General features: G+C 64.7%; 18 protein-coding genes. 8 read left to right on the top strand and 10 right to left on the bottom strand.

Features of this window, described 5'->3' with window-relative positions; translation table 11 throughout:
* Positions 1–13: 13 nt before the first annotated feature.
* Genes hisH through hisB form a run of 3 tightly spaced genes read right to left on the bottom strand, consistent with a single transcriptional unit; the run spans position 14 to position 1,806 of the window.
* Positions 14–664, bottom strand: a complete 651-nt coding sequence (gene hisH / locus QX010_RS28230; protein WP_316183040.1) for an imidazole glycerol phosphate synthase subunit HisH — start codon at positions 662–664, stop codon at positions 14–16.
* A complete protein-coding gene (locus QX010_RS28225) occupies positions 661–1,185 on the bottom strand; it encodes a DUF2628 domain-containing protein (RefSeq protein WP_316183039.1) in 525 nt (174 codons plus the stop codon). The genes hisH and QX010_RS28225 overlap by 4 nt, the downstream gene beginning before the upstream one ends.
* Positions 1,186–1,212: 27 nt before the next feature.
* Positions 1,213–1,806 (bottom strand): imidazoleglycerol-phosphate dehydratase HisB, encoded by a 594-nt coding sequence (hisB, locus tag QX010_RS28220; protein WP_316183038.1) that lies wholly within the window; start codon positions 1,804–1,806, stop codon positions 1,213–1,215.
* Positions 1,807–2,001: 195 nt separating this feature from the next.
* Here hisB and hslV point away from each other — a divergent pair, with 195 nt between their 5' ends.
* The 4 genes from hslV (at position 2,002) to QX010_RS28200 (ending at position 5,876) form a co-directional block, all read left to right on the top strand.
* On the top strand, positions 2,002–2,562 hold the full coding sequence (gene hslV, locus QX010_RS28215; protein ID WP_315750519.1) for an ATP-dependent protease subunit HslV: 561 nt from the start codon (positions 2,002–2,004) through the stop codon (positions 2,560–2,562).
* Positions 2,563–2,565: 3 nt separating this feature from the next.
* Positions 2,566–3,165: a DUF2585 domain-containing protein gene (locus QX010_RS28210; RefSeq protein WP_316183037.1), complete on the top strand. Its 600-nt coding sequence runs from the start codon at positions 2,566–2,568 to the stop codon at positions 3,163–3,165.
* Positions 3,166–3,215: 50 nt separating this feature from the next.
* Positions 3,216–4,520 carry an ATP-dependent protease ATPase subunit HslU gene (gene hslU / locus QX010_RS28205; protein ID WP_316183036.1) on the top strand — a complete coding sequence of 435 codons (1,305 nt, stop codon included), beginning with the start codon at positions 3,216–3,218 and terminating at the stop codon, positions 4,518–4,520.
* Positions 4,521–4,754: 234 nt separating this feature from the next.
* Positions 4,755–5,876 carry a hypothetical protein gene (locus QX010_RS28200; protein ID WP_316183035.1) on the top strand — a complete coding sequence of 374 codons (1,122 nt, stop codon included), beginning with the start codon at positions 4,755–4,757 and terminating at the stop codon, positions 5,874–5,876.
* Between the two features lie 3 nt (positions 5,877–5,879).
* Here the strand turns inward: QX010_RS28200 and QX010_RS28195 are convergent, their stop codons facing one another.
* The 3 genes from QX010_RS28195 to QX010_RS28185 form a co-directional block, all read right to left on the bottom strand.
* The gene (locus QX010_RS28195; RefSeq protein ID WP_316183034.1) at positions 5,880–6,455 is read right to left on the bottom strand and encodes a Smr/MutS family protein; all 576 of its coding nucleotides are present in this window, start codon (positions 6,453–6,455) and stop codon (positions 5,880–5,882) included.
* A gap of 12 nt (positions 6,456–6,467) precedes the next feature.
* The gene (locus tag QX010_RS28190) at positions 6,468–8,093 is read right to left on the bottom strand and encodes a murein transglycosylase A (RefSeq protein WP_316183033.1); all 1,626 of its coding nucleotides are present in this window, start codon (positions 8,091–8,093) and stop codon (positions 6,468–6,470) included.
* Between the two features lie 167 nt (positions 8,094–8,260).
* A complete protein-coding gene (locus QX010_RS28185; protein ID WP_315716796.1) occupies positions 8,261–8,962 on the bottom strand; it encodes a Tim44/TimA family putative adaptor protein in 702 nt (233 codons plus the stop codon).
* A 384-nt stretch (positions 8,963–9,346) separates the two neighbouring features.
* Here QX010_RS28185 and secB point away from each other — a divergent pair, with 384 nt between their 5' ends.
* Entirely contained in the window at positions 9,347–9,835 is a 489-nt protein-coding gene (gene secB, locus QX010_RS28180) for a protein-export chaperone SecB (RefSeq protein ID WP_315800877.1), read from the top strand.
* 60 nt (positions 9,836–9,895) lie between these two features.
* Here the strand turns inward: secB and dnaQ are convergent, their stop codons facing one another.
* The 4 genes from dnaQ to QX010_RS28160 are packed head-to-tail and all read right to left on the bottom strand — an operon-like array spanning position 9,896 to position 12,747.
* Positions 9,896–10,594: a DNA polymerase III subunit epsilon gene (gene dnaQ / locus QX010_RS28175; protein ID WP_315800878.1), complete on the bottom strand. Its 699-nt coding sequence runs from the start codon at positions 10,592–10,594 to the stop codon at positions 9,896–9,898.
* A gap of 56 nt (positions 10,595–10,650) precedes the next feature.
* A complete protein-coding gene (coaE, locus tag QX010_RS28170) occupies positions 10,651–11,250 on the bottom strand; it encodes a dephospho-CoA kinase (protein WP_316183032.1) in 600 nt (199 codons plus the stop codon).
* A 37-nt stretch (positions 11,251–11,287) separates the two neighbouring features.
* The gene (locus tag QX010_RS28165; RefSeq protein ID WP_315800880.1) at positions 11,288–11,896 is read right to left on the bottom strand and encodes a Maf family protein; all 609 of its coding nucleotides are present in this window, start codon (positions 11,894–11,896) and stop codon (positions 11,288–11,290) included.
* An 11-nt stretch (positions 11,897–11,907) separates the two neighbouring features.
* Positions 11,908–12,747 carry a pyruvate, water dikinase regulatory protein gene (locus tag QX010_RS28160; RefSeq protein ID WP_315740416.1) on the bottom strand — a complete coding sequence of 280 codons (840 nt, stop codon included), beginning with the start codon at positions 12,745–12,747 and terminating at the stop codon, positions 11,908–11,910.
* Between the two features lie 415 nt (positions 12,748–13,162).
* Between QX010_RS28160 and hemJ the strand changes: the two genes are divergently transcribed.
* From hemJ to mnmE, 3 genes are all read left to right on the top strand, one after another.
* Positions 13,163–13,585 (top strand): protoporphyrinogen oxidase HemJ, encoded by a 423-nt coding sequence (gene hemJ / locus QX010_RS28155; RefSeq protein WP_316183031.1) that lies wholly within the window; start codon positions 13,163–13,165, stop codon positions 13,583–13,585.
* Positions 13,586–13,827: 242 nt separating this feature from the next.
* On the top strand, positions 13,828–15,093 hold the full coding sequence (gene rho, locus QX010_RS28150; protein WP_315740414.1) for a transcription termination factor Rho: 1,266 nt from the start codon (positions 13,828–13,830) through the stop codon (positions 15,091–15,093).
* A gap of 162 nt (positions 15,094–15,255) precedes the next feature.
* On the top strand, positions 15,256–16,593 hold the full coding sequence (gene mnmE, locus QX010_RS28145; protein WP_316183051.1) for a tRNA uridine-5-carboxymethylaminomethyl(34) synthesis GTPase MnmE: 1,338 nt from the start codon (positions 15,256–15,258) through the stop codon (positions 16,591–16,593).
* Positions 16,594–16,616: the final 23 nt, after the last annotated feature.

Raw genomic sequence — 16,616 nt, 5'->3', positions numbered from 1 at the left:
AGGCGCGCTGCGCTCACGGCTTCCACTTCAGGAAGTTGGAAATGAGGGCGAGACCGAAACGCTGGCTCTTCTCGGGATGGAATTGCGTGCCGATCGCGGTGTCCTTGCCGACAACAGCGGTGACCGGACCGCCGTAGTCCGCGCGCGCCAGCACGTCGTTCTCGTTGACGGCATTCAAGTGATAGGAGTGCACAAAGTAGGCATGCAGGCCCTTCGGCCCGAGCGGCAGCCGCTCCAGCACCGGATGCTCTTGCAGTACATCGAGCGTGTTCCAGCCCATATGCGGGATCTTCAGGCTCTCGTCGCGAGGCGTGATCTTCTCGACGTCGCCGGAGACCCAGTCGAAGCCGTCGGTGGTGACATGCTCCTTGCCGCGCGTCGCCATCAGCTGCATGCCGACGCAGATGCCGAAGAACGGCCGCGCCTTGTGGCGCACGGCTTCGGTCATCGCCTCCAGCATGCCATCGACGGAGTCGAGACCGCGGCGGCAGTCGGCGAAGGCGCCGACGCCGGGCAGCACGATGCGGTCGGCGCGATACACCGTGTCCGGATCGCGGGTCACCACGACCTTCTGCGGATCCTCCATGCCGCGCGCGGCGCGCTCGAACGCCTTGGCGGCGGAATGCAGATTGCCGGAGCCGTAATCGATGATCGCGACACTCATCGTCCACCTCCGGGTTCTGGGAACAAGCCAATGATGCTGGCATGCGGCAGCGGCGGCGGGTGCTGCCCATTGCCATTGTCACGCGAGGGCGGCGGTGCGCCGCGATCGACGGTGTAGTTGCTGTAGCCGAGATCGCTGCGCCGGGCGGCCCAGCGCTCGAAGAAGCGGCGCTCGGCGGCATCGAGATCGTCGGCCACGACGAGGTCGAGCTGGCGCCAATTGCCGCGCGAATAGCTCCAGCGCTTCAGGCTCGAGGCTTCGAGCCCGAGCAGGATCGCAAGCAACAGATCGATTCCGGCAATCGCGGCGCCGCTGACGCCGACGCGTACCAGGACGACGTCGAGCGCGATCATCAGCAGGGCCCAGACCAGCATCGCAAGCCAGAGGCGATGCCAGGCCAGCCAGACGGCGCCGAGCACGGCGGCCCAGAAATGGAAGCCGTCACGGATGAAGACGAAGCGATCGGTCGAGCGCAGATCGGCTCCGGCGGCGAGGGGAGCGTGAACCGTATAAACGGGCATGTCGAAATTCCCTTGGGAGGAGGGAGGTCAGCCGCCGAGCTGACCCTTGGTGGATGGCACTTCGCCCTTGTTGCGCGGGTCGATCGCGAGCGCGGTTCGCAGCGCCCTGGCCAGACCCTTGAAGCAGGATTCGGCGATATGATGGGCGTTCTCGCCGTACAGCGTCTCGACATGCAGCGTGATGCCGGCGTTCATGGCAAAGGCGTTGAACCACTCGCGCACCAGCTCGGTGTCGAACTCGCCGATCTTGTCGCGCGCGAAGGTCGTGCGGAACACCAGCATCGGCCGGCCCGACACGTCGATCACGACGCGCGTCAGCGTCTCGTCCATCGGCATGTGGATCGAGGCGTAGCGGGTGATGCCGGCCATGTCGCCGAGCGCCTGACGCACGGCCTGGCCGAGGGCGATGCCGACATCCTCGGTGGTGTGGTGGAAATCGATATGCAGGTCGCCGACCGCCTTGACGGTCATGTCGATGCGGGAATGCCGGGCAAGCAGATCCAGCATGTGATCGAAGAAGCCGATCCCGGTCGCGATATCAACCACGCCGGTGCCGTCGAGGTTCACGGACACCTCGATCTCGGTCTCTTTGGTCTTGCGCTTGATGGTCGCGCTACGCATGGGGTCAGCTTTCCCTTGAAAACGCGGCCCTTTTATCAGGCGGATGACACCTTAGCTACTGCGGGATGACGCCCCGGACGCCTGATCTCGGGCCATGGTGAGCGGATTTCAAGGCCTGACAGGGCAGGGCAGGGACCCGGTAATTGTATCCCGACGCCTCAGCCCCTAAATCAGGGCATCAACCAGGGATCCCCCATGCACGCATCTTCGAACGAGCCCACCGTCTGGCACGGCACCACGATCCTGACCGTCCGCAAGGGGGGCAGGGTGGTGATCGGCGGCGACGGCCAGGTCTCGATCGGCCAGACCGTGATCAAGTCCAACGCCCGCAAGGTGCGCAAGCTCGGCAAGGGCGACGTCATCGGCGGCTTCGCCGGCGCCACCGCCGACGCGTTCACCCTGTTCGAGCGGCTGGAGAGCAAGCTGGAGCAATATCCGGGGCAGCTGACCCGGGCCGCGGTCGAGCTCGCCAAGGACTGGCGCACCGACCGCTACCTGCGGCGGCTGGAGGCGATGATGATCGTGGCCGACAAGGAGGTCTCGCTGGTGCTGACCGGGACGGGCGACGTCCTGGAACCGGAGGCCGGCGTGATGGCGATCGGCTCCGGCGGCAACTATGCGCTGGCGGCCGCGCGGGCGCTGATCGACACCGACAAGGACGCCGAGAGCATCGTGCGCCGCTCGCTCGACATCGCCGCCGACATCTGCGTCTACACCAACCGCAACATCACCATCGAAGCGCTGTCGGCCGAGTAGACGATGACCGCGGACGAGATCGGCGCCCCGTCCCGGCCTTGGTCCGGACCCTGGCTCATCCTGGCGCTCGGTCTGCTGGTGCTGCAGGCCGCACTGTTGTTCGCGATGGGCCGGCTGCCGATCTGCGCCTGCGGCACCGTCAAGCTGTGGCACGGCGTGGTGCAGAGCTCGGAGAACTCCCAGCATCTCACCGACTGGTACACGTTCTCCCATGTCATTCACGGCTTCCTGTTCTATGCGCTGACCGCGCTGGTTCTGCCGTTTCTGCCGTGGCAGGGGCGGCTGATCATCGCGATGCTGATCGAGGGCGCCTGGGAGCTGGTCGAGAACTCCAGCTTCATCATCGAGCGCTATCGCGCCGCCACGATCTCGCTGGACTATTTCGGCGACAGCATCGTGAACTCCATCGGCGACACCTTGGCGATGATGACCGGCTTCCTGCTGGCGCGGGTGCTGCCGGTCTGGCTGACCGTCGTGATCGCAATCGCGTTCGAGATCGGGGTCGGCCTGCACATCCGTGACAACCTGACCCTGAACATCCTGATGCTGATCTATCCAACCGAGGCGATCCGGCAGTGGCAGGCCGGGCCGCCGCTCCTGTGACGGCGGAAATCCGGCTTGCCCTCATCCCCGTCCGACCCTAGCTAGAGCCCATGACCGACTTTTCCCCCCGCGAAATCGTCTCCGAACTCGACCGCTACATCGTCGGCCAGGCCGACGCCAAGCGCGCCGTCTCCATCGCCCTGCGCAACCGCTGGCGCCGGCTGCAGCTCGATGCCGGCCTGCGCGAGGAGGTGCTGCCGAAGAACATCCTGATGATCGGCCCGACCGGCGTCGGCAAGACCGAGATCGCGCGGCGGCTGGCCAAGCTCGCGGGCGCGCCGTTCCTCAAGGTCGAGGCGACCAAGTTCACCGAGGTCGGCTATGTCGGCCGCGACGTCGAGCAGATCATTCGCGACCTCGTCGAGGTCGCGATCGTCCAGGTGCGCGAGCGCAAGCGCAAGGACGTCGCCGCCCGCGCCCAGCTCGCCGCCGAGGAGCGCGTGCTGGATGCGCTGGTTGGCGCCAATGCGAGTGCTGCGACGCGCGACTCGTTCCGCCGCAAGCTGCGCGCCGGCGAGCTGAACGACAAGGAAATCGAAATCGAGACGCAGTCCTCGGGCGGCGGCATGCCGATGTTCGAAATCCCCGGCATGCCGGGCGCGCAGATGGGTGCGATCTCGATCGGCGACATCTTCGGCAAGCTCGGCGGCCGAACCAAGACGCGGCGCGTGACGGTCGAGGCCTCGCACGACATCCTGATCGCGGAGGAATCCGACAAGCTGCTCGACAGCGACCAGCTGGTGCAGGAGGCGATCGGCGTGGTCGAGAACAACGGCATCGTGTTCCTCGACGAGATCGACAAGATCTGCGTGCGCGAGAACCGCGCCGGCGGCGACGTCTCGCGCGAGGGCGTGCAGCGTGACCTGCTGCCGCTGATCGAGGGCACGACCGTCTCGACCAAGCATGGCGCGGTCAAGACCGACCACGTCCTGTTCATCGCCTCGGGCGCGTTCCACATCGCCAAGCCCTCGGACCTCTTGCCGGAGCTGCAGGGACGATTGCCGATCCGGGTCGAGCTGCAGGCGCTGACCCGCGACGACATGCGCCGCATCCTGACCGAGCCGGAGGCATCGCTGATCAAGCAATATGTCGCGCTGATGCGGACCGAGGGCGTGACGCTCGACATCACCGACGATGCGATCGACGCGCTCGCCGACATCGCGGTTGCGGTAAATTCGACGGTCGAGAACATCGGCGCACGCCGGCTGCAGACGGTGATGGAACGCGTGCTGGACGAGATCTCCTTCAACGCCTCCGACCGCGGCGGCGAGACGATGCGTGTCGACGCCGCCTATGTGCAGCAGCATATCGGCGACCTCGCCAAGAACACGGATCTCAGCCGGTTCATTTTGTAAGAGGCGTCGCCCTTCAGCCTCTGCGCTCTTTCGCACAGGCGTAGCGTCACCCTCCGCTGTCGTCCCCGCGAAGGCGGGGACCCATAACCACCGAAGCTGATTGTCACTCAAGATGGCGGCTCCAGCCCTGCCTCATCACGTACAGCGGTGGTTACGGGTCCCGGCTCAAGGCCGGGACGACAGCGGTGGGTGTGGCGGCGAGCTTGCCTCCATCTCTCACCGCTCGGACATCGCATGACGGCCGCCTACAGCCGGCACTGGCGCACGATGCTCGCCGTCAACGCCGCGGTCATGCTCGGCGTGTTCCTGCACAAGCTCACGCTGCCGCCCTACATTCCCTACATCCACCTGCTGGTCGACTTTCATCACGGCTTCATCAAGCGCGCGCTGATCGGTGCCATCGTCGGGCTGTTCACAACCAAGGTGCCGGTGTGGCTGGTGTTCGCGATCGCGGGCAGCGTCTGGCTGATCACCTTCGCTCTCTTCGTCCAGCTATTCCGCCGAACATTCGGATTGAACAGCGCACAGCTCCCGCTGTTCGTCTTCACCGCTGGCTCGCCGTTCGTGTTCAAGAACTTCCTGTTCACGCTCGGGCACTTCGACGTCTATGGCTGTCTTGGTGCCATCATCCTGATGCTGGTGCCGGCGGGCTCGCTCGGCTACGTCCTGCTCGCTGCGCTGACCTCGGCGGTGCTGGTGCTGATCCATCACATCCATCTGCTGATGTACGTGCCCACCATCGCCGCCATCGTCGTGCTGCGCTACTACTTGCCGCGCAGGACGACGCGCCTCGACATGGCCGTCGGCGGAGCCGCACTGATCGGACTCGGCGCGCTGTTCCTGACGGCGCAGTTCCTCGGCACGATGCCGCTGCCGGAAGCGGACTTCACAGCATATCTGCGGACCCGCATGGCCGATCCGACACGCACCGAGCTCTTGCAGTTCGCTTACGTGTGGTACCAGCCACTGACGAAGGAGGTGCAGGACACCTGGGCAAGACTGCCGTCGAACCTGCTCGGCGTTCCCGTGTATGCGCTGCTGCTCTGGCTTCACGCGCCGCTCTGGCGCACTTTCAGGGACCTGATTGGCGCGCTGGAAGAGCAGCGCCATCGCCAGATCGTCATCGCCGCGCTGGTTGTCATCACTCTCGCTTACCTCGTGATGTTCGCGATGGTGTTCGACTATTCGCGCTGGATCTCGAGCTGGGTGGTCTGCATGGTGCTGATGCTGCACGCGGTGAAGACGCTGCCCACCACAAAGCCTGTGGCCCTCATCGACGCCGGCGACCGCACGACCACGATCCTGGGCTGGATCGTCACCGCCATCCCGCGCGTCGGCATCATCCGGCCGTTCTGAGGCTCAGCCCCGGGCGCGCCTGATCCGGACATAGAGCGCGCCGGCACCGCCATGTCCCACGTGAGCCTCCTCGAAGCCGACAATCAGCGAGCGGAATTCCGGCAGGCTCAGCCAATGCGGCACCTGGCGCCGGAGCACGCCGCGTTCGGGATCCGCACCGATCGTACCCTTGCCGGTGATGACGAGCACGAAGGTGAGACCGTCATGCTGGGCGCGATGCAGGAAATGGTGCAGCGCCTGGTGCGCCCGGCTCTGGGTCATGCCGTGTAGATCGAGCCGCGCATCGATCTCGCTGCGGCCGCGCGACAGTTTCGAGCGCTCCTTGCGGCCGAGCGAGACCAGCGGCGGGATGGCCGGCCGGGCCGGCTTCGGCACGACCACCGGCGCGACCGGCCGCGGCGTCATCATCGGCTTGTCCGGCTGCGGCTCGGCCGTCACCATCGGCGGATGCGGCCGCACCGGACGCGGTGTCTTGCGCAGCGGCTTGACCTGGCGCGCCACCGTCTCCCACAGCGTACGCTCGTCCTCGGAGAGGCCACGCTTGCGACGGCCGCGGGGCGGCTCGGGATCTTCAGACATGGAGACGGCTTGTCATCGGCGGTTGCGGTGGCGCCTGCCATAACGCAATCGGCGGATATTGCGATCACTTTCGATACGGGGGCGAGCCTCGGGCAGGGGCACGGGCTGTGGTGCCACGACGTTCTGCGCCACCGTGGTCGCCGGGCTTGCGCTCGCGGCGGGAGCAGGGGCTTTCGCGTCGTTGACCGGAGAGGCGGCGGCTTTGTTGGCCTGCCCCTGATCCTTCCCTTGATCCTTGACCTGATCCTTGGCTGCCTCCTTCGGCAGCACCTGCGGAAACAGTTTTGCGATCTTCTCCGACGGGCGTGCATCCGGCAGCGGCATCTTGCGGCCACGCGCAACCGGATCGAGGCTCTTCGGCACCAGCATCACGAACTGGATACTGTGCTTGAGACGGCCGGAGACCTTGCCGGCGTCCTGGCCGGCGCCGAAATAGAGATCGGCGCGCGCAGGTCCGACGATCGCCGAGCCCGTATCCTGCGCGATCATCAGCCGGTGGAACGCCGTCTTCGACTTCTCGGATTCGATCGGCAGCTCGCCGGTGATGAAGAACGGCGTGCCATAGACGTGCAGCGACTTATCGACCGCGATCGAGCGGCCCGGGGTCAGCGGAATGCCCTGCGCGCCGACCGCCTCGTCCTTCTCCGACAGCTGCACCTCGCGGAAGAAGATGTAGGAGCGGTTCATCCGCCGCAGCTCGTTGGCACCTTCCGGATTCTGCTCCATCCAGTCGCGGATGCGCTGCATCGACATCTGCTCGCGTGGAATGATGCCGCGCTCGATCAGGATGCGGCCGACCGGTGTGTAGGGAAGGCCATTATAGGCATCGTAGTTGATGCGAATGGTCGAGCCGTCGTCGAGACTGATGCGCGCCGATCCCTGGATCTGGGCAAACAGCAGGTCGGTCTGGTTCCTGAGCCACGCGATCTCCAGGCCGCGCCCCTCGATCGCACCGTCCTCGATCTCGGCGCGGTCGTAGTAGGGGACCAGCTTGCGCCGTCCGATCTTGCGATAGACGGGGCCCTTGTTGGGCAGACTCGTCGCATCCTGCTTGAAACCACGGACAAACAAATTGGAGGGCCGGCGATAGACTGGAACGTTGTAGACCTCATTCTGGGTCCGCGAGCCCTCGATGACGGGTTCGTAGTAGCCGGTGACGAAACCGTCGGCATCGCCGAGCTTGGAGATCCTCAGCGGCTCGAAGTGCCGTTCGAAAAAAGCCCTTGCCGCAGCATTGTCGGCGAGATCGGTGGCCCGAGCATCGCGACAGGGGTCGCGCAGGGAATCACCCAGCGCCTTACCATCCACCCTGCCATCCGGCGCTGCATCCGTCTTCGCGGCGATCGGCTTGCAGCTGGCGCGGAACGTCCGATAGGCCGCGAGCTGATCGTCGTCGTTCCAGCCGGGCACGTCGGTCCAATCCATCGGCAGGTACTGGCTGTTGCTGATCTCGAGCGGCCAGTCGAGCTGCGGGTAGGGCAGGTGGCGCATCGGCGGCGTCGCCGCCCGATGGCGCGCGCGAACCGCCTCGGCTGCATAGGGGGCGAGCGCCACGGCAGCGACGCTCAGGGCGAGCGCCGGCGTCCAGTAGGTCAGGCGGCGGGCGGTAAAACCCCGCTTCCAAATTTCGCGAACCATGCTTGCACCATCAAAGTACCACTCAACGCGAAATTCGGAGAAAACGGGATGCTGAAAAGATCCGTGTCAAAAATCGAGGATGCGCCTCTTCACGCGCCTCACGCAGCCGGTCGACAACGGGAGCAGGCGATCTCCCAATGTAACGCCAGCGGCGGCAGCCTATTCCATCAATGGCTGCCGGTTCCGACCAGCTTCCAGTTCGGATCGCGCGAGCCGGTGTCGCGGGCGAAAGTCCAGATGTCGGTGATGTCGGCGACCTTGTCCGGATTGCCGTCGACGATGTTGCCCCCCTTGTCGCGTGTCACCGAGATCATCTGCGAGACGAAGCGCACCGTGACCTGCGCGGTGCGGTCGCGCAGCTCGGCGCCGACCAGTTCGGCGGTATCGATGGAGACGAAGCGGGTTTCGGTCTTCTGCTCCTGCTTCTCACGCTCCTTGATGACGGCGTCGAAACTCTCATAGACCTCGGACGACAACAGGTCGCGCAACGCGCGGCGATCGCCATTGGCAAACGCCAGCACGATCATCTCGTAGGCGCTGCGCGCGCCGGTCAGGAAATGGCGCGGATCGAACGAGGAGTCGTCGGCGACGATCGCATCGAGGCCACGGGCGAGCGGCGTGCCCGGCTCGGCCAGACCACGCCAGCGATCACCCGGCGCCGGCATCTCGCCGCCGGGGACCGCAGCCGAGGGGTCGATGGGCTTGTTGGGAACCGGCATGACGTGGTTGTCCGGCGCGCCCTGGACCGCGTTTCGGGCGGCATGATCGAACGGCGTCCGCTCGCTCCCGGTGCGCTGCCCGAGCACGGCGCGCAGGCGGATGAAGATGAAGACCGCCAGCGCCAGGAAGATGATGGTATAAATGTCCACGTCGTGTTCGCTTTCTGACTTGTCGAGCCGAACGCGGAGCCCGGCCACCGGGCACCCGTTCTACAGGATCCAGGTTAAGACCCGTGAATCCCTGGTCGACCCGGATGTAGTCATCGAATTGGGCCCGGCCAATGGCGCATTGTGGCGCGCCGATCCTAACCCTTTTCCCCCTCAAGGGGAAATCCGATCGGCCCCGGATTGGAACAGGGGAGGCCCGTCTCCGGTTCCCTCCGACGGCCGATGCGACAAATAGAGGCATACTGGCCGGATCGAGCGGTTGCTTCGGCCCTTGACGGCGTCGGTGGCTCGTCCTTGTGGAACAAGCCGGCCCTATGGTAGCCACGCGCCGCAACGACCCGCCCTTTTTGCCTGGAGAACACTGCGATGACCAACGGTAACGGCGCCACTCCCGACGCGGCTCCTCCTCCTCAACTGAACGTGCTGGCGCAATACATCAAGGATCTCTCGTTCGAGAATCCGAACGCTCCGCAGTCCCTGGCGCCGCAGGGCCAGCCGCCGCAGATCAACATCCAGATCAATGTCGGCGCCAATGCGCTGAATGACACCGAGTACGAGGTGACGCTGACAATCGAGGGCAAGGCCGAGAGCGGCAGCCAGGTGATGTTCAGCTTCGAGCTGGTCTATGGCGGCGTGTTCCGGCTGGTCAACATCCCGCGCGAGAACCTGTCGCCGATGCTGCTGATCGAATGCCCGCGCCTGCTGTTCCCGTTCGCCCGCGAGATCGTCGCCAACTCGGTGCGCGACGGCGGCTTCCCGCCCTTGATGCTGGACCCGGTCGATTTCGTCGGCCTGTACCGCCAGAACATGGAGCGTCAGGCCGCGGCCCAGGGCGGCCAGGTGCTGTCGAGCTGATCGTTTCGCTCTTTAAAAATTTGATGTTTGCAGGGCGTGATCCGCCGCCGATCGGGCGGATCACGTGCCGGCGAGAAACTCCATCCAGATCGGCTTGTCGCCGAGGGTAGCGATGAAGGCGCGATGTGCCTCTCGCTCCGCCTCCGTGACCCGCGGCGACAGCGGCTGCTCGCGCTGACGGCGCGGCGTCTCGCCGGCGGACCCGATGCGGATCTCCTGGCTGTCCTGGGTCAGGATCAGCTGCGACTGCCGCGCCCCGACCAGATCGACATAGACCTCCGCCAGCAGCTCGGCGTCGAGCAACGCGCCGTGCTTGGTCCGGCGTGAGTTGTCGATCGCATAGCGCGAGCAGAGGTCGTCGAGGCGGTTCGACACGCCAGGATGCTTGCGACGTGCGAGCAGCAGCGTATCGACCAGACGATCCCTGGGAATGGCCGCGCGCTTGACCCGGTCGAGCTCGGCATTGATGAAGCCGATATCGAACGAGGCGTTGTGGATCACCAGCGGGGCATCGCCGATGAACTCCAGGAACTCCTCGACGACCTCGTGAAACAGCGGCTTGTCGGCCAGGAACTCGCTCGACAGGCCGTGAACCGCGAACGCTTCCGCCGGCATGTCGCGTTCGGGATTGATGTAGCGATGGTAGACTTGACCGGTGGGCATGCGGTTGATGATTTCGACACAGCCGATCTCGACGAGGCGGTCGCCGCGCAGGGCGTCGAGGCCGGTGGTTTCGGTGTCGAGAACGATCTCACGCATCTGATTTGATCCGTCTGACTTGATCCGTCGAAATTCCGCGCGGCCGGATTTGCGAATCAGCCCCGGCGCTGCGGCATTCTAACGACCTCCGCCAGGATGTCGCGGATGCGTGCCCGCACCGGATCGAGCCCGTGCGAGGTATCCACGACGAAATCGGCGCGCTTGCGCTTCTCGGCATCCGGCATCTGCCGTGCGAGCAGCGCATCGAGCGCTTCGTCCGTCATCGTGCCGCGCGCCAGGATGCGCTGACGCTGGATCTCGGGCGAGGTCGACACCACCACCACGGCATCGACGCGCTTGTCGCCGCCGGTCTCGAACAGCAAGGGGACATCAACAACGGCAACGGGCACGCCGGACTGCTCGGCGTCATCGAGAAACTTCTGATGATAGGAGCGCAGCATCGGGTGCACGATCGCTTCGAGCCGGCGGATTGCGGCGGGATCGCCGACGACCTTGGCCGAGAGCCTGGCCCGATCCACCTTGCCGTCCACCGTTGTCCCGGGAAATTCGGCTTCGATCGCCGGCGCGGCTTCGGCTTCATAGACCTTATGAACGGTCGCGTCGGCGTCGTAGACCGGGACGCCGGCTTCGGCGAACAGCTTTGCGGTCGTCGACTTGCCCATGCCCATCGAGCCGGTCAGACCCAGCACTCTCATCCGCGGTCACTCCCCTTACGCGTGGCTGCGGTCGGCATCAGATCCTGAGCAGCTTCGCTTCGCGAAAATAGGCGAGCAGCGGCAACAGCGGCAGGCCGAGGATGGTGAAGTGATCGCCGTCGATCCGGTCGAACAGGTGCACCCCGAGCCCCTCCAACTGATAGGCGCCGACGCTGGATGTGACGGCGTCGCCGGCGGCATCGAGATAGGCGGCGATCTCGGCCTCAGAGAGGGCGCGCATCGTCATCCAGGCGACGGCGACGTGCGAGAACAGCACCTCGCCGTTACGGACCACGGCGATGGCCGAGTGTAGCGCATGGGTGCGCCCGCCCAGCGCCAACAATTGCTGCATGGCATGCTGGCGGCCGGCCGGCTTGTTGAACATGCGCTCACCCAATGCGAGCGTCTGATCCGCGCCGACCACATAGGAATTGGGCCTGCTTGCCGAGACCGCAGCGGCTTTCGCATTGGCAAGGTGTAACGCAATCTCGTAGGGCGCGACCAGGCCGGCTTCGGCCTGGACCGCGCGCTCGTCGATATCGGCCGGAAGCGCCTCGCACGCGAGTCCTGCGTTCGCGAGCAGCATCCGCCGCGCGCGGCTCTGCGACGCCAGAATGAGAGGCTCGTCACTGCACCAGATAGACATTGATCCGCTCACTAGTCCGGAAGCCGCTGCCGCTGCCGGTCGGTATAAAGTTTCAGGATCGCGGCGGCCGTCTCCTCGATCGAGCGCCGCGTCACGTCGAGCATGACCCAGTTGAACTTCGCACTGAGCTTGCGCGCATAGGCGACCTCGTCCGTCACCGACTGCTTGTCGACATAGTTCTCATTGCCGGATTCCGCACCCATGCTGAGCAGGCGATTCTGCCGCACCTGGATCAGCCGCTCCGGGGTCGCATGCAGGCTGACGACCAGCGGTTTCTTCAATGTCTCGAGCTGGTGCGGGATTGGAATGCCCGGGACCAGCGGCACGTTGGCTGTGCGCACGCCGCGGTTGGCGAGATAGATCGAGGTCGGAGTCTTCGAGGTCCGGCTGACGCCCACCAGCACCACCTCGGCGTCTTCGAGGCCGTCGACCATTTGCCCGTCATCGTGGAGCATCGTGTAGTTCAGCGCATCGATGCGGGCGAAATATTCGGCATTGAGCACGTGCTGCGCACCGACGCGGCCGGCGGTCGACGCGCCGAGATAGGCCTCGAACAGCTGCATCACCGGACCGATGATCGACAGGCTCGGAATGTTGATCTGCTGGCACTTGCCTTCGAGCCGGCTGACCAGGTCCTTCTCGAGCAGGGTGAACAGCACGATGCCCGGCGCTTCCTCGATCTCGTCGAGCACGCGGTCGAGCTGCTTCTGGCTCCGCACCAGCGGGTACACGTGCTCGACCGGGGTCACATTGGTGTATTGCGCGGCGACTGCTCGCGCGACCGTGATCAGGGTTTCGCCCGTCGAGTCGGAAACAAGATGCAGGTGAAAGTAGTTGCCGGTGGTGGGCATCAAATCCTTAACGATCTGTGAATCCCTGTGAAGGATGGGACCAAAAAGCAGCCGCCGACGGCGCCCTTTGGATAACCCCGATTCTTCTGCACATGGTCGCCGTCCCGGGACAACGCCAAGCCGCAGGCCGATGATATCGGGACGACGCTCGTTTGTCTCTGGATAAGCTGTCGAAGGATTTCGGCAAGCGTTTGAATCGCATTGAACTCTGGGGCGATCCGGTGGGCGCAGCGCGCATGTTGAGGGATGTGAACAAGCTGCGGGCAGACTGCGGATGACATTGCATGAGTCCAATCCACCGCTACCTAGACTCAAACCTTAAGATTCTAAAATTATTTGGTTTGGAGGGGACTGAGCGAGCGGATATGTCTCGGCACGTAAGCTGATCGCTGGCTGAGAGGATCGCGCGTTTCCGATGTATGAGTGGATCAAGGCCCTGCACGTCATCGCGGTCATCGCCTGGATGGCCGGCATGCTCTATCTGCCGCGGCTGTTCGTCTATCATTGCGACGCCGAGATCGGATCGAAGCAGTCCGAGACGTTCAAGGTCATGGAACGCCGCCTGCTCAAGGCGATCATCAATCCGGCGATCACTGTGACTTGGCTGGCCGGGCTTTATCTGGTCTGGGCCGGACACTGGTATACCAGTGGTTGGTTCCACGCCAAATTCCTGCTAGTGCTGATCATGTCCGGAGTCCACGGCCTGTTTACCCGCTGGGTCAGGGAATTCGGCGCCGACAAGAACACGCGCAGCCAGAAATTCTACCGCTATATCAATGAGGTACCGACGGTTCTCATGATCGGCATCGTGATTCTCGTGATCGTCAAGCCGTTCTGACCGTCTCCCAGGGAATACCGCTCCGCCGCAGACGCCTTGCGGACAACGGTGCGATTTTCTATATTGTCGATATCCCACCCCACGCAGGCGGATGTGGTTGCGTTCCGGCTTGACCGGCCGCCGCATCAGGTCTGGTGCCTCATTGGCGCCAACCTTGCTCAGACCTGCGGACCTCATTTTCGTCCGCCTTCCCACAGCCACCTCGCATCCCCCTCCCAAGTCGCTTCCACAGGACCACCCCAATGCGGGAAATCAAACTACAGGACCTCAAGTCAAAGACGCCGGCCGAGCTCGTCTCCTTCGCGGAGGAAAACGGGGTCGAGAACGCCAGCACGATGCGCAAGCAGGAGCTGATGTTCGCCATCCTCAAGCAGCTCGCTATCCAGGAGATCGACATCATCGGCGAGGGCGTCGTCGAGGTTCTGTCCGACGGCTTCGGCTTCCTCCGCTCGCCCGACGCCAACTACCTGCCGGGTCCCGACGACATCTATGTCTCGCCCTCGCAGATCCGCCGCTTCGGCCTGCGCACCGGTGATACGATCGAGGGCCACATCCGCAGCCCGAAAGAGGGCGAGCGCTATTTCGCGCTCCTCAAGGTCAACACGCTGAACTTCGAGGATCCCGAGAAGTCCAAGCACAAGGTCAATTTCGACAACCTGACGCCGCTGTTTCCGGACGAGCGCTTCCGGCTCGAGCTCGAGGATCCGACCCGCAAGGATCTGTCGCCGCGCGTCATCGACATCGTCGCGCCGATCGGCAAGGGCCAACGCGCGCTGATCGTCGCGCCGCCGCGCACCGGCAAGACCGTGCTGATGCAGAACATCGCGCACTCGATCACGGCCAATCATCCCGAGTGCTACCTGATCGTGCTGCTGATCGACGAGCGCCCCGAGGAAGTCACGGACATGCAGCGCTCGGTCAAGGGCGAGGTCGTGTCCTCGACCTTCGACGAGCCGGCGGCGCGTCACGTCCAGGTCGCGGAGATGGTGATCGAGAAGGCCAAGCGCCTGGTCGAGCACGGCCGCGACGTCGTCATTCTGCTGGACTCGATCACCCGCCTCGGCCGCGCCTACAACACTGTCGTGCCGTCCTCCGGCAAGGTACTGACCGGCGGTGTCGATGCCAACGCGCTGCAGCGGCCGAAGCGCTTCTTCGGTGCCGCCCGCAATATCGAGGAAGGCGGCTCGCTGACGATCATCGCGACCGCGCTGGTCGATACCGGCAGCCGCATGGACGAGGTCATTTTCGAAGAGTTCAAGGGCACCGGCAACTCCGAGCTCATCCTCGACCGCAAGGTCGCGGACAAGCGGACCTTCCCGGCGATCGACATCGCCCGGTCCGGCACCCGCAAGGAAGAGCTCATCACCGAGCCGCAGAACCTCAAGAAGATGTACGTCCTCCGCCGCATCCTCAATCCGATGGGCACCATGGACGCGATCGACTTCCTGCTCGACAAGCTCCGCAGCACCAAGAGCAATGCCGAGTTCTTCGAATCCATGAACACCTGATTGGACCACGGTCTCGATCTGGAAAGGGCGCTCTTCGGAGCGCCCTTTTTGTTTGCGGGACTGTATCAGGCGCGGGCGCCACCGCTCGTCGGCGGCATCCGGCGTAAAGCATGCCGCTGCAAACCGATTGTGTTTCGCTGCCGGCAAGCCCAACTGATGATCATGCATCCTCACGATCAGACCATCTTTGCATTGTCCTCGGGACGGCTGCCGAGCGCGATTGCGATTGTCAGACTCTCTGGCTCATACGCGGGATCTGCCCTTCGGCTGCTGGCGGGAAGATTGCCGGTGCCGAGGACAGCGACACGCGCCCTGCTGCGCGATGGCGGTGGCGAAGCGATCGACGATGCCGTCGTGCTGTGGTTTCCCGGACCCGCAAGCGCCACCGGCGAGGATGTCGCCGAGTTGCACGTCCATGGCAGTCGGGCCGTCATCGCGGCGGTGTTCTCGCTCCTCTCGACGATGCCGCAGATGCGCCCTGCAGAGCCGGGCGAGTTCACGCGGCGCGCGTTCGAGAATGGCAAGATCGATCTGACCGAAGCCGAGGGGCTCGACGATCTCATTCACGCCGACACCGATCGCCAGCGGCGCCAGGCGTTGCGGCAGTTGAAGGGCCTGCTGGGCGACAAGGCGCGGAGCTGGCGTGAGCAGATCATCGAAGCTGCGGCGATGATCGAAGCCGGGATCGACTTTGCCGATGAAGGCGACGTTCCGGCTGAGCTGATGGCGCCGGCGCTGTCCCGGATCGAACAGCTCCTGGCGGAGATCGAGACCGTTCTGACGGCTCAGGGCCGGGCGGAGCGGCTGCGTGACGGTTTGACGGTCGTGATCGCCGGACCTCCGAACGCCGGCAAGTCGACATTGATGAACCAACTGGCCCGGCGTGAAGTGGCGATCGTCTCGCCCCATGCCGGCACCACGCGCGACGTCATCGAGATCCAGCTTGACCTCCAGGGCTATCCGGTCACGGTGATCGATACTGCGGGGATCCGGGAGACGGACGATCCCGTGGAGCAGGAGGGCGTGCGGCGGGCCCGCGATCGGGCGGCGCAGGCCGATCTCGTGCTGTGGCTGTCCGAGGATGATCAGGCGGAGGCAGAGCGTCGAACTGGGGTGCCTGTCTGGCTGGTCCGCAACAAGATCGACCTGCCGGCCCCCCAGGCGAGAGCTGCGGCGTCGGTGCAAAGCGCGGATCGGGTTTTTGCGATCTCGGCGAGAACCGGAGCAGGCTTGTCCGAACTGCTGGAGGCCCTGATCGGCTTCGCTGGTGACTTCTTTGGATCGACCGAGAGTGGCCTGATCACGCGAGAACGGCAACGAACCCTGCTCGAGGAGACGGCGGCCGCACTTCGCCAGAGCATTGCGGCCGTAGATCTCGGGGAGGAGCTCGCCGCGGAGGAGCTGCGGATCGCCGCCCTCGCGCTCGGGCGCCTCTTGGGGCGGGTTGACATCGAGGATGTGCTGGACGTGATCTTTCGCGAGTTCTGTATCGGCAAGTAGCGACGGCAACGGTCTCGGCGCGA

Source organism: Bradyrhizobium sp. SZCCHNRI1009 (assembly GCF_032487575.1).
In the GTDB taxonomy this organism is placed as follows: Bacteria; Pseudomonadota; Alphaproteobacteria; order Rhizobiales; family Xanthobacteraceae; genus Bradyrhizobium.
This window is presented reverse-complemented; position numbering and strand designations above follow the sequence as displayed.

Coding starts and splice junctions, on each gene's coding strand:
- hisH (WP_316183040.1), bottom strand. CDS start 664: ATGAGTGTCGCGATCATCGATTACGGCTCCGGCAATCTGCATTCCGCC.
- QX010_RS28225 (WP_316183039.1), bottom strand. CDS start 1,185: ATGCCCGTTTATACGGTTCACGCTCCCCTCGCCGCCGGAGCCGATCTG.
- hisB (WP_316183038.1), bottom strand. CDS start 1,806: ATGCGTAGCGCGACCATCAAGCGCAAGACCAAAGAGACCGAGATCGAG.
- hslV (WP_315750519.1), top strand. CDS start 2,002: ATGCACGCATCTTCGAACGAGCCCACCGTCTGGCACGGCACCACGATC.
- QX010_RS28210 (WP_316183037.1), top strand. CDS start 2,566: ATGACCGCGGACGAGATCGGCGCCCCGTCCCGGCCTTGGTCCGGACCC.
- hslU (WP_316183036.1), top strand. CDS start 3,216: ATGACCGACTTTTCCCCCCGCGAAATCGTCTCCGAACTCGACCGCTAC.
- QX010_RS28200 (WP_316183035.1), top strand. CDS start 4,755: ATGACGGCCGCCTACAGCCGGCACTGGCGCACGATGCTCGCCGTCAAC.
- QX010_RS28195 (WP_316183034.1), bottom strand. CDS start 6,455: ATGTCTGAAGATCCCGAGCCGCCCCGCGGCCGTCGCAAGCGTGGCCTC.
- QX010_RS28190 (WP_316183033.1), bottom strand. CDS start 8,093: ATGGTTCGCGAAATTTGGAAGCGGGGTTTTACCGCCCGCCGCCTGACC.
- secB (WP_315800877.1), top strand. CDS start 9,347: ATGACCAACGGTAACGGCGCCACTCCCGACGCGGCTCCTCCTCCTCAA.
- dnaQ (WP_315800878.1), bottom strand. CDS start 10,594: ATGCGTGAGATCGTTCTCGACACCGAAACCACCGGCCTCGACGCCCTG.
- coaE (WP_316183032.1), bottom strand. CDS start 11,250: ATGAGAGTGCTGGGTCTGACCGGCTCGATGGGCATGGGCAAGTCGACG.
- QX010_RS28165 (WP_315800880.1), bottom strand. CDS start 11,896: ATGTCTATCTGGTGCAGTGACGAGCCTCTCATTCTGGCGTCGCAGAGC.
- QX010_RS28160 (WP_315740416.1), bottom strand. CDS start 12,747: ATGCCCACCACCGGCAACTACTTTCACCTGCATCTTGTTTCCGACTCG.
- hemJ (WP_316183031.1), top strand. CDS start 13,163: ATGTATGAGTGGATCAAGGCCCTGCACGTCATCGCGGTCATCGCCTGG.
- rho (WP_315740414.1), top strand. CDS start 13,828: ATGCGGGAAATCAAACTACAGGACCTCAAGTCAAAGACGCCGGCCGAG.
- mnmE (WP_316183051.1), top strand. CDS start 15,256: ATGCATCCTCACGATCAGACCATCTTTGCATTGTCCTCGGGACGGCTG.